Here is a 12,641-nt window from a genome sequence, read left to right as displayed (position 1 = left end):
GAGATGGAATTCGCGATCCAGGCGGAGGAGCTCCGCAAGCGATACGGGGACACCGAGGCGGTGGCCGGGGTGAGCCTGGCCGTGCCCGCCGGAACGATCATGGGCGTGCTCGGCCCGAACGGCGCGGGCAAGACCACCACCGTCCGCATGCTGGCCACGCTGTTGCGGCCGGACAGCGGCCGGGCGACGGTCTGCGGCCTCGACGTCGTCAGCCAGGCCCGCGAGGTACGCGGCAAAATCGGTCTCACCGGCCAGTACGCGGCGGTCGACGAGCGGCTGACCGGCCGGGAGAACCTGCATCTCATCGGCGTCCTGCACCGGCTCGGCAAGCGCGGCGCGAAGGCCCGGGCGACCGAGTTGCTGGAACGGTTCGATTTGGTCGAAGCCGCCGACCGACTCAGCCGCACCTACTCCGGCGGCATGCGCAGGCGGCTCGACCTCGCGGCCAGTCTGCTCGCCGACCCCACCGTGCTGTTCCTCGACGAGCCCACCACCGGCCTCGACCCGGTCAGCAGGCGGGACCTGTGGACGATGATCCGGGCCGAGGTCGACCGCGGCCTTACCGTGCTGTTGACCACCCAGTACCTGGAAGAGGCGGACCGGCTCGCCGACCGCATCGCCGTGGTCGACAAGGGCCTCGTCATCGCCGAGGGCACCCCGGAGGAACTCAAGCGCAAGGTCGGGCAGGAACGGCTCGACATCACCGTGGCCGACGCCGCAGACGCGACCGTCGTCGCCGGCGCGCTGGCCCGCGCGACCACGTCCGTGCCCACCGTCTCCGACGACGGCTACACGGTGTCGCTGACCCTCGCGGGCGGCGTCCTCGGCATCTCCACCGCACTGTCCGCACTCAACGACGCCCGAGTCGAACTGGTGGATCTCGCTGTGCGCAGGCCCACCCTCGACGACGTCTTCATCTCCCTCACCGGCCCCCAGCGGGGCGCGGAGCAGGACCGCGCGCTCGAAAGGAGCACGGCATGAACGAGGTACTCACCGACTGGCGCGCGCTGATCTGGCGCCACCTGCTGCACCTCAAGCGCATGCCGGACAAGCTGATCAGCGCGACGCTGCTCCCGATGGTGTTCGTGGTGCTCTTCGGCGTGCTGTTCGGCAGCGCGATCACCATCCCGAACGGGGGCTACCAGGAGTTCATCATGGCGGGGATCTTCACCCAGGTGATGATCACCGCGGTTCCCAACACCGCGATCGGCACCATCGAAGACCTGAACAACGGCCTGGTGGACCGGTTCCGCTCGCTGCCGATGTCGCCGTCGGCGGTGCTGGTCGGGCGCACCGTGGGCGACACCGCGCTGCGCGCGGTCACCTGCGTGGCCATGACGGCGGTCGGGTACGCGATCGGCTGGCGGCTGCACGGCGGCGTGCTCGAGGCGATCGCCGGTTTCGGGCTGCTGCTGCTGTTCGGCTTCACGATGGCGTGGGTCGGCGCGCTGTTGGGCATGCGGGTGCGCAGCCCGGAAGCGGCGTCGTCGCTGCCGTCGGTCCTGCTGATGCCGCTGATGTTCACCTCCAGCGCCTACATCCCGCTCGGCGGTCTGCCCGGCTGGCTGCGGGCGATCGCCGAGTGGAACCCACTGAGCGCGGTGGCCGGCGCCTGCAGGCAGCTGTGGGGCAACCCGGCGGCGGCGGGGGACAGCTTCGCCGCCCGCAACCCGGTTCCCATGGCCCTGCTGTGGCTGGCGCTGATCCTCGTGCTGGTCGTGCCCGCGGCGGTCCGCAGGTACCGCTCGGTGGTTCCGGCCTGAGCGGACTCGCGGCCGAGTCTTCGACGCGGTGCCTTCGCGAGCGGAGCCACCGAACTTGTGAGGTGGCCGCACGAACCGGGTGGGCGCGGGGGCATCCGCCCGCGCCCGCCCCCGGTTCCCGCTTCACCTCGCCCCTCTCCTGGAAGGAAAGCCATGCATCCGCACGTCCGCCGCCACCTTTTCGGTGATCTCCGTCGGGTGCTGCTCAGCAGTGTCTCCTCCGACGCGCACACCTGGAACCTGGTGTATCTGCAACTCCTGATCGAGGAGATGGGCCCCGAGGTCGTCAACCTCGGGGCGTGCGTCCCCGACGCGCTGCTGATCTCCGAGGCGGTACGGGTCAAGCCTGATCTGATCGTGCTGTCCACGGTGAACGGCCACGGGTACAGCGACGGCAAACGGGTGATCACGGCGCTGCGCGCCCACCACGAGCTGCGCGAGCTGCCAGTGGTGATCGGCGGCAAGCTCGGCGTCGGCGGGCCGATCTCGCCCACCCAGACCGATGACCTGCTCCTGGCGGGATTCGATGCCGTCTTCGGCGACGACGCCGCACCAGAGTCGTTCCGGCGCTTCCTCGACCGGCTGATCCCGAGTCCGGCCGGCGGCGAGTGCGTCCCGTGACCGCCGCGTCGGGCATAGACGACTTTCTTGCCGAGTCGCGCAAACGAGCCGCGCTGGTCGTGCAGCCGAGGATGGGGTTCAGCGACCCCAACCAGATGCTGCGCGGTCTGCTTGCCGTGACCGGCGCCAACGCCTGCACCATCGCTACCATCACGCTCGACAGCTACACCAGGGTCGGCGACTACGCGGCGGTGGCCGAGGCGATGCGCGCCGGCATCCCGCTCAACGGCTACCCGCTGGTGAACCTCGACCCCGCGGTCACCAGGGAACTCGTGGCGGCCATCGCGCACACCGGCACGCCGGTCCAAATCCGGCACGGATCCGGGCTGCCGCTGGACATCTTCCGAGCCATGGCGGGCTCGGGCCTCGCCGTGACCGAGGGCGGGCCGGTGTCGTACTGCCTGCCCTACAGCCGGGTTCCGCTGCCCCTCGCGGTGGACGACTGGGCACGGTCGTGTGAACTGTTGGCGAACCTCGCCGACGGGGGAGCGCGGCCGCACCTGGAGAGCTTCGGCGGCTGCATGCTCGGCCAGTTGTGCCCGCCCAGCCTGCTGGTGGCGATCTCGGTGCTGGAGGGACTGTTCTTCCGCCAGCACGGGCTGCGCAGCATCTCGCTGAGCTACGCGCAGCAGACCGACCGCAGGCAGGACCTGGAGGCGCTGCGCGCCATGCACCGCCTCGCGGGCGACCTGCTCGGCGACATGGACTGGCACATCGTGCTCTACGCCTACATGGGCGTGTACCCGCGCACCCGCTCGGGTGCGCTCGACCTGCTCGGCGACGCGGCCGAGCTCGCGGTGCACGGCGGCGCCGCGCGGCTGATCGTCAAGACCCCCGCGGAGGCGTTCCGGATCCCGACCATCGAGGAGAACGTGGCGGCGCTGGAGTACGCCGCGGCCGTGGCCGAAGAGGTCGCGCGCGGGGAACCGGTCACCGAGCGGCTCGTCGACAGCGGAATCCACAGCGAGGCCAGGACCCTGGTCGACGCCGTCCTGGACCTGCACCCCGACGTCGGGCAGGCACTGTGCCGCGCGTTCGCGACCGGTGTGCTCGACGTGCCGTACTGCCTGCATCCCGACAACGCGGGACGCTCCCGCAGCTACGTCGACGCCTCGGGTTGGCTGCGGTGGTCGCGGGTGGGCGGGATGCCGCTGCCCCGCCCGGCCCCGGACAGCCTCCGCCGGGCGTCCGGCAGCGCCAGCACGGACCTGCTCACCGCGTTGTCCTACGTGGAACGCAGATACGACCGAGCCGATGAGTCCGCCCGAGCGCCGTCGCGGGACTGACCGCCGGGGCCGGACCGCGTCTGAGTTGAGACACGTGCGCCCGGACCGCATGTACGCCAGGGTGGGCCTATGACTTCGCGCATCGAGCATGGGCCGGGCCGCCGATGAGTCCGGTGGTGTCCGCCGTGCTGTTCGTCGTCGGCACCCTGGCGGCCGTGGCGGTGCTCGCCGCGTTGGCCCGCAAACTGCTCGGACTGAACGTGGGCGTGACGCGCACGCTGGTCGCGGGCGGGCTCGGACTGGTCGGCCAGACGCTCTTCGGGCTCGCCGTGCGGCCGACCGGCCAGCCGGTGTTGGTGAGCATCCAGTTCGGGGTGGCGCTGCTGGTGGCCATCACCTTCCTGGTGATCGCCGAGGCGGTGGTGCCCACCGGGTCGCTCGGCTGGCCGGTCGACTGGGTCAGGGCGATGCGCAGGCGGCTGGCCCGGACCCGCCGCTACTCCCAGATCACCGCGATCGCCGTGCGGCACGGGCTCGGCCCCTACCTGTGGGGCAGGCGCCGCGCCCGGTCGGACTCCGAGTCGGGGCCGCACCGGCTGGCCCGGTCGCTGCGCCTGGCGCTGGAGGAAGGCGGCGTCACGTTCGTCAAGCTGGGCCAGCTCATGGCCACCCGGGGCGACCTGCTGCCGGTCGAGTTCGTCGAGGAGCTCTCGCGCCTGCACAGCGCGGTCACCCCGGTGCCATGGCCGCTGCTGCGCGAGGTGCTCGTCGTCGAGCTGGGCACGCCGATCGACGAGGTGTTCGCCGAGTTCGACGAGTGTCCGCTGGCCGCCGCCGCGGTCGCCCAGGTGCACCGGGCACGGCTGCGGGACGGCACCGACGTGGTGGTGAAGATCCAGCGGCCGGGCATCCGCACCGAGGTGACCCGCGATCTCGACATCCTGTCCCGGCTCGCGCGGACCCTGGAGGCCCGCACGCGGTGGGGCGCCACGATGGGCGTGCGGGAGTTGACGGCCGGGTTCGCCGCGGCACTGCGCGAGGAACTGGACTTCCGCGTCGAGCTGCGCAACACGCTCACCGTCACCGCGGGCGGCCACAGCGACCCGGGTGTCGTGCTGCCCACCGTCCACGAGGGACTGTCGAGCGCGCGCGTGATGGTGCTCGACCGGCTCGACGGCAGGCCGCTGGGGGCGGCGACCGAGCTGCGCGAGCTGGGTGAGGCCGAACGGGCGGCGCTCGCGCGGGCCCTGTTGGACTGCGTGCTGCGGCAAATCGTGGTCGACGGGGTGTTCCACGCCGACCCGCACCCAGGCAACGTCCTGATGCTGGCCGACGGTCGGCTCGCCCTGCTCGACTACGGCTCCGTCGGCAGGCTCGACGCGACCCTGCGGGCGGCCCTGCAGCGGTTGCTGCACGCCGCCGACCTCGGCGATCCGGCCGCGATGCGCGACGCGCTGCTGGAACTCGTGGGGTCGTCGGACGAGCTCGACGAGCACCGGCTCGAACGCGCGCTCGGCCAGTTCATGGCTGTGCACCTCGCCACCGGCGGCACCGGGCCGGACCTGGAGATGTTCACCGCGCTGCTGCGGCTCACCGCGCGGTTCGGGCTGAGCGTGCCCCCCGAGGTCGCCGCCGTGTTCCGCTCACTGATCACCCTCGAGGGCACGCTCAAGGTCGTCTCGCCGGGATTCGACCTGATGACCGAGGCTCGCGCGTCCGCGACCGTCATCATGGCCGACCGGTTCACCTATGACTCGCTGCGCCGGTCGGTGACCGACGAGCTGCTGGCGCTGTTGCCGATGGTGCGCAGGCTGCCCCGCCGCCTCGACCGGATCACCGGCGCGCTCGAACGCGGCCAGCTCTCGATGCGGATCAGGCTGCTGTCCGACGACGGCGACCGTCGAGCCGTGACCACGATGCTCGATCAGGTGATCACCGCGTTCCTCGGCGGCACGACCGGCGTCATGGCGGTGCTGCTGATGGGCACCAGCGGCGGCCCGGTGGTCACCGCCGGCCTGTCGCTCTACCAGGTGATCGGTTACAACCTGCTCGTGCTGAGCGCTGTTCTTGTGCTGAGGACGCTTTTTGTGATGCTGCGCAGAGGCCGCTGACGGGTGGCTGCAGCTACTTGCAGACCGAGCCGGAGCCGGGTCGCCGCCCCTTACCCTGAGAGTGATGGCCGCCGGCGTCGGGACCGGTGGGCGACGAAGGGATCTTGATGCTCGATCGTCCGGCAGACACCACCGAGAATTCGAGCATCACCGGCAATCCGCTGTTCGGGTACGCGACCGCGGTCTGGGCGTTCGCGTTCGCGCTGCTGCACGTGTATTGGGCCTTCGGCGGCGGTTTCGGATTGCCCGAGGGGTTCTCCGTGCCCGACAACACCGCGCTGTTGGTGATCGACATCATCGCCGTCCCGCTCTGCGTCGGCGGCGGCCTGCTCGGTCTGGCCCTCGTGCGGCCGTGGGGCCTGCGGTACCCCCGCAAACTGCGCCTGACCGCGGCGTGGGCGATGTGCGCGCTGTGCCTGGTGCATTCCGTGCCGACCGTGGTCCAGGCGGGCATCGTGCTCGCCCGCGGCGAGCAGGACACCTTGTCCGTGCCGGAGCGATTCAGCTTCTTCGGGTACGAGCCCTACTGGTTCGCGGGCGGTGTCTTCGTCGGTGTCGCGGCGCTGCTGCACCAGCGGGCGACCCGGGGCGGGCGAGAGGCGTGAGATGACCACCAGTCTGCTCGACGAGGTGCTGCCGCAGTGGCAGTTCGATGAGCGCCACGAGCTTTCTGTCGCCGGTGGCGCGGACCTGCTCGACGCGGTCGAACAGGTGACCTGGAGCGAGGTTCCGCTCTTTCGGGGCCTGCTGTTCGCCGCCTCCTTCGGCCGCACCCGGATGCCGCCCGACCGGCCGTTCCTGACCGACCTCACCAGCGGCGGATTCACCGTGCTCGGCCGCGACGCGAACGAGGTGGTCATCGGCTCGGTCGTGCGCATGGCGCCCCCCGCGGGCGCGGTGGCACTCGGCGACGTACCCGCTGAGGCGGCCGACCGGTTCCGGGCTGAAGTCGGTCCCGGGCACTACAAGGTGGCATTCAACTTCCGCCTGTCGGGCGCGACGGTACGCACCGAGACGCGGGTGCTCACCACCGACGAGGACACCCGGCGCAAATTCACCCGCTACTGGCTGCTGATCCGGTTGCCCAGCGGCCTGATCAGGGCGGAATGGCTGCGCGCCGCGCGCAGGCGTGCCAAGCGGGGCACGCCGTGACCGTCTCCGCCACTCGGGACCTGACCTGGCTGCGGCCGATCACCAAGCCTGCGTCGCCCGCCGTGCGGCTGGTGTGTTTCCCGCACGCGGGCGGAACCGCGGGCGTCTTCCACGGGTGGGGAGCCCGGTTCCCCGACGACGTCGAGGTCCTGGCCGTGCGCTACCCAGGTCGCCAGGACCGGCTCGGCGAGCCGTTCATCGAGACGATGGCGCCGCTCGCGGACGCGATCACCGCCGCCTTATCGGCTTGGCGGGACATTCCGCTGGTGCTGTTCGGGCACAGCATGGGCGCGTCCGTGGCCCACGAGGTCACCCGGCGGCTCGCGCCCGCTCCCGCCCTGCTCGTCGTCTCCGCCCGGCGTCCGCCGCACCTGCTCCGCCCCCGGGCCGCCCACTCCGGCGACGACGACATGATCATCGCCGACGTCAAGCGCCTCGGGGCCGAAAGCGCGGACGTCCTGGACCATCCCGAACTCCGCGAGCTGGTGCTGCCCGCGATCCGCGCTGACTACCGCCTCACCGGGAGCTACCAGCCGGGCGCGCTGCCCGGCGTGGATGTGCCGATCGTGGCCTACATCGGCGCCGACGACCCGAACACCTCCGCCGCCGACATGGGCGAGTGGTCGGCGTCGAGCACGCGCGGGTTCGACCTGGAGGTGTTCCCCGGCGGGCATTTCTACCTGGCCGAACACGAATCGGCCGTCGTCGCCGACCTCGTCGCCCGCCTGGCCGACCACCGGTAGGGCCCAGCGCCGGTTCATTCCACGGTCGCCGGCGCCGCGGTGAGATCGACTTCGATGAGGTGGCCGGGGAAGCCGAGTCGCGTGACCCCGAGCAAGGCGCTCGCGGTGGTGAACGCGGCTCACGCCGACCTGAGCCCGATCCAGGATCAGGCGGTCGCGGTGACCAGCCAGCAGGCCGCGATGAAGCGGACCTCGTCGCCATGCACGTACGGGGTGAAGGCGGGACGGACGGCGGTCGCGACCGCCTCGCGCGTCGGCGCGTCCGCGGTGCTCAGCGCCAACCCCACCGGACCCAGCCGGGTGAAGTAGCCGACCAGTTCGGGCTCCGGGAACACGCACTCGACGTCCACCGCCCGCAAGTCCGTGTCGCGCCAACCTGCCTCGGACAGGACGCGTTCGACCTTGCCGGGGTCGGCGAAGGCGAACTGCCCGGGTCCGTCCGGGTCGCGGCCGGGCAGGTCGGGCAGCAGCGGCGCCGCCGCGGTCTCGGCGACGGTCATGAACGGGTTCTCCGCGATGTCGCGCCACACGATCATCCGCAGCGCGGCCCCGTCGGCCGCGGCCCGCCGCAGGGTGGTGAACGCCGCGGTCGGATCGGCGAAGAACATCACGCCGAAGCGCGACACCACGGCGTCGAAGGCGCCCGGCTCGAACTCATGCGACCCAGCGTCGGCGGTGAGGAACCGCGCGCCGACACCCGCGCGTTCGGCCCGCACCTGAGCGGCGGCGACCATGGTCGCGGAGATGTCGACCCCGACGCACTCGGCCCCGCCGCGGGCGATGGCGACCGTCGTGGCGCCGGTCCCGCAGCCGACGTCGAGCACCAGCCGCCTGCCCGCGACCTCCTTGGCCAACAGGTCCTCCAGCGGCCGGAACACGCCGTCCAGCAGCGCCTGCGCCTCGACCCAGGCGTTGCCCGCGGCCCCGTTCCACCGAGCGCGCTGTTCGTCTTCGAGCGTCATCTGCCCATTCTCCTTGATCGTCACCACCGGTCGGAGCTAGCTTCCTACTTCAAGCCGACTTAAGGTCAAGGTCATGCTCGACATCGGTGAGGTGGTGCGGCGCACCGGCGTCCCAGCCTCCACTCTGCGCTACTACGAGGAGAAGGGCCTGCTCGCCGCGAATGGCAGACACGGTCTGCGCCGCCAGTACGACGAGGGCGTGGTCGACCGGCTCGCGTTGATCGCTGTGGGCCGCGCGGCGGGCTTCTCCCTCGACGAGATCGCGGGCATGTTCGCCCCCGACGGCACCCCGCGCATCGACCGCGTTCTCCTCACCGCCAAGGCCGACGAACTCGACGCGACGATCACCAGACTCACCGCCCTGCGCGACTCCCTCCGCCACGCCGCTGCCTGCCCAGCGCCCAGCCATCTGGCATGCCCAACCTTCCGCCGCATCCTGGACGAGGCCACCTGGAACCAGCAGCCGAGCTCGCGACGAAGTCGATTGGTGCCCATCCAGGAGTGACAGGAGCGCGCGGCATCCTGATCGGCTGGATGAGCGACCTCGCCGTGGCGGGGATCCACGTCGCTGCCCCGTGAAGGGTCCCTGGTGACGATCGACGGTGTCGCCACGCTTGTCCAGCGGCCGCCGCGAGAGCTGAGCACGCTCGACGGACAGGGCCACTCTCTTGGGGAGTTCGACCTTGCCGGGACCCGCGGTTTCGAGGCGTCCCAACACTATTGGGTCGATGTCACCTTCGAGTCATCGACGCGGCGGAAGTCGGCCTCGACCTCCTGGTCGGCGAAGGCCACGCCACCAGACTCAGGTGCGACACCTCGAACCGGGCAGCTGACCCTTGACCGCACCCGGTCCGCCGATGAGCTCGACCGTCATTCGGTGAGCGGCACCCGATTCAGCGCGAACCGCTCCGCGGCGGCAGCCGCCAAGTCGTCAGCCTGCCGCGTGCGTGGTAGCCCATCGCGGTGTTCAGGGCGGTCATGGGCGTGTTCGCCTCACTGTTGGTGGTGTCGACGAACCGAGCCGAGGGTCTCGCTCGGCGGGCGTTGGCCAAGTTGGTCAGCTTGAGCGCGAGGCCCAGTCCATGGCCCCGGTGGGCGTGGTGGACGACCGTCATCCCCTGGAACAGGTGCTCCCGGTTGGCCTCGACCGTGGTGATGTTGGTGTAGCCGACCAGCATCCCGGTCGCCTCGTGGATCGCGCCGACGTGGTGGGCGTGCCGGGCCCGGCCCGCGCGCATGTGTTCCAGTCCGCGCAGATAGCTTGTCTCGACGGGTTCGGCGGGCGGTTCGACGGCATCGTCGCCGAGCGTGCGTTCGAGCCAGGCGGCGCCGAGGACATACCGGTCGGGGGCGGTGTCGCCCCAACTGGTCAGCCGGTACCCCGTGGCCGTGGGTTGGGGATCCAGCGGCCCGTGGGTCGACAAGTCCATGCGCATCCGCAGGTAGGTCCCCGGGAGCGGGACCGCGCTCACCGCGCGGGCGAAGGCCGTGTCCAGCACCAAGGCGGTGATGTCGGTGCGGTCACGGGCGTTCGACCGCGCCAAGTCGAGCAGCAGCCTGCCCAGGCCCTGGCCGCGCAACGCCGGGTGCACCAGCAGGCGGTCGACTCTGGCCGCGGTGGCGCCCTCGTCGAACGCCATCCGGAGGGTGCCGACGACCTGTCCTTCGCGGCGCACCACCCAGTCGGCCAGGTCGATGCCCGGCGGGGGAAAGCGCAGCGACCCGGCCAGGTCCGACGGGCACAGCGGCGGGTCGTCGGGGGTGTCGGCCGCGCCCGCCGCGAGCAGGGCGAGCCAGCTCGCCACCTGGTCGGCGTGGTCGCGGTCGAGCGGCTCGGCGGGCGTGGTCAACTCCGGTCTCCTCACTCGGCGGCGGCGAGTCGGTCGGCGATGGTGGCGAACAGCGCGTTGGACACCTTGGTCTTCTCCGGCTCCGGGAGATCCTCGAACGCCGCCGACACGGTCATCCACTCGTTGAACACCGGGCCCGCGTCCGACAGCAGCCAGTCGATGCACAGGTACGGGCTCTCCAGATCTCGGGCCAGCCGTTCGCTGTGCTCGCGGATCTCCGCGGGCACCGACATCGCCGAGCCGGACCCGCCCTGGCTGACGTTCGCCAGGTAACTGCCCGAGGCGGGTTTGCGCAGCAGCCCGGCGATGACCTCGCCGCGGTGCACGTACACCCGCAGGTCACCGGAGTTGGCGTAGAACGGCTGCACGACGCAGCCAAGGCCGCTCGGGGTGAGCAGGTCGATGGTCGCGGCGAGCTGCTCGATGGTGTCGACCTTGAGCACGCCGAACCCGCGGGCCATCTCGCGCGGCTTCACCAGGTATCCGTCGGCGCGCAGGTGCTTGGCCGCGGGTTCCAGCGCCGCGCTCGCGTGCCTGCCCCACGGGATGGCCACGGTCGGCAGCACGGGCACACCGCGCTCGCCGGCGAAGTGGTACATCGCCAGCTTGTCGCCGCCCAGGCCTTCCGGGTCGAGGATGCCGTCGGTGAGCAGCACCGACGACGACGCGCGGATGGCGCGGGAGATGGCGCTGATGTGGGTGGCCGCGGCGGCGTCCCACGTCCAGCCGGTGACGATGAAGCCGCGGCGCTCGTCGAGCAGGTCCTCGCCGTCGACCCACAGCCGCGGCCCGCCTGCCCAGCCTGCGACGATCAGCGACGACTGCACCACCCGCAGCGTGTAACCGTGGTGGGCGAACAGGTTGAGCCGTTCCCGCGCGTTCGCGCCGATGCCCTGCAGCGTCGCGGGGCGGTAGTTGTCCGGGTGGGAGATCCAGACGATGTCCACCGAGGAGTCCTTCCAGTCAGGGTGTGCCTGCGGGCACCGGAAGGTGGCGCAGGGTGCGGAGAGGGGAGAAGTACAGCCAGAGAGCGGAAAGCGAGGTTCCCGCCGCGCCGACCCACACCGCGTAGCGGACGCCGACGACGGTGGCGACCAGCCCGCCGACCAACGCGCCGAGCGGGCGGGCGCCCCAGGCGAAGAACCGGATCGTCGCGTTGACCCGGCCGAGCAGCTCGGCGGGCACCGTGCGCTGCCGGTAACTGACCTGGGCGACGTTGTAGACGACCAGGCCCGCGCTGATGGAGAAGGTCGCCACCGCGATCAGCCACACCCGCCAACCGGGTTCGGCCAGCGGTGCGAGCAGGGTGCACGGCCCGGACAGGGCGATGCTCCAGCGGATCGCGGCGCCGTCGCCGAAGCGGTCGATCAGCCCGCGCACGACCAGGGTCGCGGCGATGCCGCCCGCGTTGCCGACGGCGAACAGCACCCCGATCATGGTCGCGGACACCGCGAGCGTGCTCGCCAGCAGCACGATCAGCATCGAGCCCGCGATCGCCCAGAAGAACGTCAGACTCGTGGAGCACAGCGCGATCGGCCGCAGCAGCGGGTTCTGGATGATCGCGCGCACCCCGTCGGCGATCTCCCCGCGCAGCGGCGTTCCCGGCGTGCGGTCCGGTTTCGGCTCACGGTCGCGGATGCGGGACACGCACACGGCCGACCACACCCAGCCGAGCACGGCCACCACGGTGGCGAACGGTGCGGTGAGCCGTTCGATGAGCAGCCCGCCCAGCCCGGGACCGAGGGTGCCCGCCACGGAGTCGATCACCACGAGCTTGGAGTTCGCCGAGACCAGCTGGTCCGGACCCACCAGCCGGGTCAAGTAGGTCTGGTTGGCGACGTCGAAGAACACGGTGAACACGCCGAGCACCAGCGACGCCGCGCACAGGAACGGCACCGACATGCCGCCCACCAGCCACATCAGCGGCAGCGTGAGCAGCACGCCCGCCCGCACGAGGTCGCTGACGATCATGACCCGCCTGCGGCGCAGCCGGTCGACGATCGCGCCCGAGGGCAGACCCACGAGCAGGAACGCCCCCATCTGGCACGCGGCGATGACGCTCACCTGCAGCGGTGTCGCCCCCAGCTCGGTCACCGCGATCAGCGGGATGGCCAGCACCATGACGCGGAAGCCGAGCTCGCTCAGTGACAGGGCTAGGAGGAGCTGCCGCAGACCGTGTCCCGAGGCGGGTGTGACGACGGCGGTCACACCCG

At 71.4% G+C, this 12,641-nt stretch carries 13 protein-coding genes; 9 read left to right on the top strand and 4 right to left on the bottom strand.

The features are described from left to right. Positions 1–3 precede the first annotated feature (3 nt). The 8 genes from ACUZ2Y_RS05215 to ACUZ2Y_RS05180 all read left to right on the top strand — a co-directional run bounded on the left by ACUZ2Y_RS05215 (position 4) and on the right by ACUZ2Y_RS05180 (position 7,616). Positions 4–981, top strand: a complete 978-nt coding sequence (locus ACUZ2Y_RS05215; RefSeq protein WP_476327432.1) for an ATP-binding cassette domain-containing protein — start codon at positions 4–6, stop codon at positions 979–981. Further along, on the top strand, positions 978–1,763 hold the full coding sequence (locus ACUZ2Y_RS05210) for an ABC transporter permease (protein WP_476327430.1): 786 nt from the start codon (positions 978–980) through the stop codon (positions 1,761–1,763). The genes ACUZ2Y_RS05215 and ACUZ2Y_RS05210 overlap by 4 nt, the downstream gene beginning before the upstream one ends. 153 nt (positions 1,764–1,916) lie before the next feature. Continuing rightward, positions 1,917–2,384, top strand: coding sequence for a cobalamin B12-binding domain-containing protein (locus ACUZ2Y_RS05205; RefSeq protein WP_476327428.1), 468 nt, complete (start codon positions 1,917–1,919; stop codon positions 2,382–2,384). Next, positions 2,381–3,670, top strand: a complete 1,290-nt coding sequence (locus tag ACUZ2Y_RS05200) for a methylaspartate mutase (protein ID WP_476327426.1) — start codon at positions 2,381–2,383, stop codon at positions 3,668–3,670. The genes ACUZ2Y_RS05205 and ACUZ2Y_RS05200 overlap by 4 nt, the downstream gene beginning before the upstream one ends. A 116-nt stretch (positions 3,671–3,786) precedes the next feature. Further along, a complete protein-coding gene (locus ACUZ2Y_RS05195) occupies positions 3,787–5,721 on the top strand; it encodes an ABC1 kinase family protein (protein ID WP_476327424.1) in 1,935 nt (644 codons plus the stop codon). 107 nt (positions 5,722–5,828) lie between these two features. Then, positions 5,829–6,326 (top strand): DUF3995 domain-containing protein, encoded by a 498-nt coding sequence (locus ACUZ2Y_RS05190; RefSeq protein ID WP_476327422.1) that lies wholly within the window; start codon positions 5,829–5,831, stop codon positions 6,324–6,326. 1 nt (position 6,327) lies between these two features. Next, positions 6,328–6,873 carry a hypothetical protein gene (locus ACUZ2Y_RS05185; protein WP_476327420.1) on the top strand — a complete coding sequence of 182 codons (546 nt, stop codon included), beginning with the start codon at positions 6,328–6,330 and terminating at the stop codon, positions 6,871–6,873. Further along, positions 6,870–7,616, top strand: a complete 747-nt coding sequence (locus ACUZ2Y_RS05180; RefSeq protein ID WP_476327418.1) for a thioesterase II family protein — start codon at positions 6,870–6,872, stop codon at positions 7,614–7,616. Before ACUZ2Y_RS05185 ends, ACUZ2Y_RS05180 begins: the two co-directional genes overlap by 4 nt. Before the next feature lie 146 nt (positions 7,617–7,762). Here the strand turns inward: ACUZ2Y_RS05180 and ACUZ2Y_RS05175 are convergent, their stop codons facing one another. Further along, positions 7,763–8,578, bottom strand: coding sequence for a class I SAM-dependent methyltransferase (locus ACUZ2Y_RS05175; RefSeq protein WP_476327416.1), 816 nt, complete (start codon positions 8,576–8,578; stop codon positions 7,763–7,765). Positions 8,579–8,651: 73 nt separating this feature from the next. Here ACUZ2Y_RS05175 and ACUZ2Y_RS05170 point away from each other — a divergent pair, with 73 nt between their 5' ends. Beyond that, positions 8,652–9,083: a helix-turn-helix domain-containing protein gene (locus ACUZ2Y_RS05170; RefSeq protein ID WP_476327414.1), complete on the top strand. Its 432-nt coding sequence runs from the start codon at positions 8,652–8,654 to the stop codon at positions 9,081–9,083. A gap of 388 nt (positions 9,084–9,471) precedes the next feature. On the opposite strand, the gene ACUZ2Y_RS05165 is transcribed toward ACUZ2Y_RS05170, so the two are convergent. The 3 genes from ACUZ2Y_RS05165 to ACUZ2Y_RS05155 are packed head-to-tail and all read right to left on the bottom strand — an operon-like array spanning position 9,472 to position 12,636. Then, the gene (locus ACUZ2Y_RS05165; protein ID WP_476327412.1) at positions 9,472–10,428 is read right to left on the bottom strand and encodes a GNAT family N-acetyltransferase; all 957 of its coding nucleotides are present in this window, start codon (positions 10,426–10,428) and stop codon (positions 9,472–9,474) included. An 11-nt stretch (positions 10,429–10,439) separates the two neighbouring features. After that, the gene (locus ACUZ2Y_RS05160; RefSeq protein ID WP_476327410.1) at positions 10,440–11,375 is read right to left on the bottom strand and encodes an ATP-grasp domain-containing protein; all 936 of its coding nucleotides are present in this window, start codon (positions 11,373–11,375) and stop codon (positions 10,440–10,442) included. A 16-nt stretch (positions 11,376–11,391) separates the two neighbouring features. After that, the gene (locus tag ACUZ2Y_RS05155) at positions 11,392–12,636 is read right to left on the bottom strand and encodes an MFS transporter (RefSeq protein WP_476327408.1); all 1,245 of its coding nucleotides are present in this window, start codon (positions 12,634–12,636) and stop codon (positions 11,392–11,394) included. Positions 12,637–12,641 lie beyond the last annotated feature (5 nt).

The organism is Actinokineospora sp. UV203 (assembly GCF_056323665.1).
Note: the sequence above shows the minus strand (reverse complement) of the source record. Positions and strands in the feature narration are given on the sequence as shown.

Excerpts from the sequence above, each read along its gene's own strand:
- ACUZ2Y_RS05170 (WP_476327414.1), top strand. The coding sequence starts at position 8,652 with ATGCTCGACATCGGTGAGGTGGTGCGGCGCACCGGCGTCCCAGCCTCC.
- ACUZ2Y_RS05205 (WP_476327428.1), top strand. The coding sequence starts at position 1,917 with ATGCATCCGCACGTCCGCCGCCACCTTTTCGGTGATCTCCGTCGGGTG.
- ACUZ2Y_RS05190 (WP_476327422.1), top strand. The coding sequence starts at position 5,829 with ATGCTCGATCGTCCGGCAGACACCACCGAGAATTCGAGCATCACCGGC.
- ACUZ2Y_RS05215 (WP_476327432.1), top strand. The coding sequence starts at position 4 with ATGGAATTCGCGATCCAGGCGGAGGAGCTCCGCAAGCGATACGGGGAC.
- ACUZ2Y_RS05185 (WP_476327420.1), top strand. The coding sequence starts at position 6,328 with ATGACCACCAGTCTGCTCGACGAGGTGCTGCCGCAGTGGCAGTTCGAT.
- ACUZ2Y_RS05210 (WP_476327430.1), top strand. The coding sequence starts at position 978 with ATGAACGAGGTACTCACCGACTGGCGCGCGCTGATCTGGCGCCACCTG.
- ACUZ2Y_RS05175 (WP_476327416.1), bottom strand. The coding sequence starts at position 8,578 with ATGACGCTCGAAGACGAACAGCGCGCTCGGTGGAACGGGGCCGCGGGC.